The organism is Nocardia amamiensis NBRC 102102 (assembly GCF_001612745.1).
Classification (GTDB): domain Bacteria; phylum Actinomycetota; class Actinomycetes; order Mycobacteriales; family Mycobacteriaceae; genus Nocardia; species Nocardia amamiensis.
Map to the genome: position 1 here is coordinate 1 of NZ_BDBA01000382.1, position 2599 is coordinate 2599.

Consider the following 2599-nt stretch of genomic DNA (forward strand, 5'->3'; position numbering starts at 1 on the left):
AGCAGACCGGCTTGCAGCGCCGAGAGCGGCCAGACGTCGGCCAGCGCTCCGAAGCGCTGCTCCCAACCGTCGATATCCCGCTGAGTACTGCGCACCAACGCGAAGTCGGACGGGGTGTGTCCACCCGCGCCGGTCGAATTGGCGTGGCGGGCAACCGCTTCCAGCGCCGCGGTCCACAGCTCGCCGAACTCGCGCACGTCGGCGGCGGTCAGCAGGGTGGACGGGTAGCCGATGGTGGCGGTCAGCTTGTCGCCGACCACGATCGCGTTCACGTCCAGCGGCGCCATCGCGGGCATGTCCGCGTCGTAAGCGCCGCCCAGCGCGCCGAGTTCCGGTGCCGGGATCCAGCCGAAGCCGCGCAGCGACTCGGGCACGTCGCCTTCGGAGACGCGGCCCAGGTAGTTGAAGCTCACCTGGCCGGGCAGTTCGCGCGGCAGCTCAGCGGCGGTCTCGGCGTTCAGGTAGCGCAGCAGGCCGTAGCCGATGCCCTTGTCCGGCACGGCGAGCAGCTGTTCCTTGACCGCCTTGACGGCCGCACCGAGCGCGGGCCCGCCCGCGAACGCCGCGTCGACGTCGATGCCGGACAGGTCGAAGGCGACCGGGTAGATCGCGGTGAACCAGCCGACGGTTCGCGACAGGTCCGCACCCGCTACCACGTCTTCCTCGCGGCCGTGGCCCTCCAAGCGGATCAGCAGCGAGTCGTCGCCGCGAGCGGCCACCCGGCGCGCCCGCCACTTCGCGGTGGCCAGTGCCAGCGCCGCGAGCAGGCCGTCGTTCACGCCGCCGTGGAACAGCGCCGGAACCGTGGTGAGCAGGGCCTTGGTGACCTCCGCGGACACCTCGACCGGCAACTTCTCGATGACGCCGGAGGTATCCACTTCCGGATCCATCGGGCGCTCGGTCAGCAGCGGATCGGGCGTGCCGGTCACCGAACGCCAGTAGTCGAGTTCGGCCACCCGCTCCGGGCTGGCGGCCTCACGCTCAAGGCCGTGCGCCCACGCGCGCATCGAGGTCGCGGGCGCGACCAGCTCGGGCGTCCGGCCCGCGGTGCGCTGGCCCCACGCGGTGACGAAGTCCGGCACCAGGATGCGCCACGAAACACCGTCCACCACCAGGTGATGCGCCACGACGATCAGGCGTCCGGCGCGATCGGCGGACGAGGGTTCCAGCCAGACGAACCGGATGACCACGCCGGTAGCCGGATCGAGCCGGTCCAGCGACTCGTCCAGCGCGGCCGAGGCGATCTCGACCAGCTCGGCATCGCCGACACCCGCGTCGAATTCGGTGCGATCGATCAGCGCGTCCACCTCGACCGTGCCGGGCGCGGCGGTCTCGACGACCCAGTCGTCGCCGTCGCGGCGCAGGCTCGCCCGCAGCATGTCGTGCCGGTCGATGACAGCGCCGACCGTCGCGGCGATGCCCGCTCGATCGATGCCGACCGGAAGTTCCAGCGCCAGCGTCTGGTTGAACCGGCCGAACGAGCCGCGCCGCTCGGCCATGAACCGGACCACCGGCGTCAACGGCATCGTGCCGATGCCGCCGCCCGGCAGCTCGGCGAGCGTCACGGCCGACGCCTCGGCCGCCTCGGCGGTTTCCGCGACGGCGGCCAGTCCGGCCACCGTCCGCTGCTCGAAGACGTGCCGCGGCGTGAACACCACGCCGCGCGCCTTGGCCCGCGAGACCAGCTGGATGGACACGATGCTGTCGCCGCCGAGCGCGAAGAACGAGTCGTCCACGCCGACGCGCTCCACGCCGAGCACTTCGGCGAACACCTCGGCGATGGTCTGCTCGACCGGGGTGCGCGGCGCACGGAACACGACCTCGGTCGCGAACACCGGCTCCGGCAGCGCCTTGCGGTCCAGCTTGCCCACCGGGGTGAGCGGAACGTGGTCGATCACCATGATCGACGAGGGCACCATGTAGGCGGGCAGGCGGTCCTCGACGTGCGCGGTCAGCGCCGGGACATCAATCGAATGACCGTTCGCCGCAACCACATACGACACCAGCGACACCGCGCCCGCGGCATTCTTGTGCCCGAGGGTGACCGCGAAGTCGACGGTCGCGTGCGAGGCGAGCGCGGCGTCGATCTCGCCGAGCTCGATGCGGAAACCGCGCACCTTCACCTGGAAGTCGGAGCGGCCGACATATTCGACCTCGCCGGTGCTTGTCCAGCGCACGACGTCACCGGTGCGGTACATCCGCGCACCGGGGACGTACGGGTTGGCGACGAACCGCTCGGCCGACAGGCCCGGCCGCGCGTGGTAGCCACGCGCGAGCTGAACGCCCGACAGATACAGCTCACCTGCTACACCCACCGGAACGGGCCTGAGCTGGGCGTCCAGGATCAGCGATTGCATGCCGCGGATCGGGCCGCCGATGGTGACCAGATCACCGGGCGCGAGCGCGTCGCTGATATTGGTCATGATCGTGGTCTCGGTCGGGCCGTAGCCGTTGTGGAAGCGGCGGCCCGATCCGTCCGGCGCGCCACCCCACTTGCTGACCAGATCGGCGGGCACGGCTTCACCGCCGGCCACGATCACCCGCATGCCGGCCAGCGCCGCCGAATCCAGCGACGCGAGCACCGACGGGGTGATGAACG

1 protein-coding gene is annotated in these 2599 nt (G+C 71.1%); it reads right to left on the bottom strand.

Going from position 1 to position 2599, the window contains the following annotated elements:
* The coding region (locus tag NA4_RS37870; protein WP_157129572.1) for a condensation domain-containing protein at positions 1 to 2599 on the bottom strand (2599 nt) is incomplete at both ends.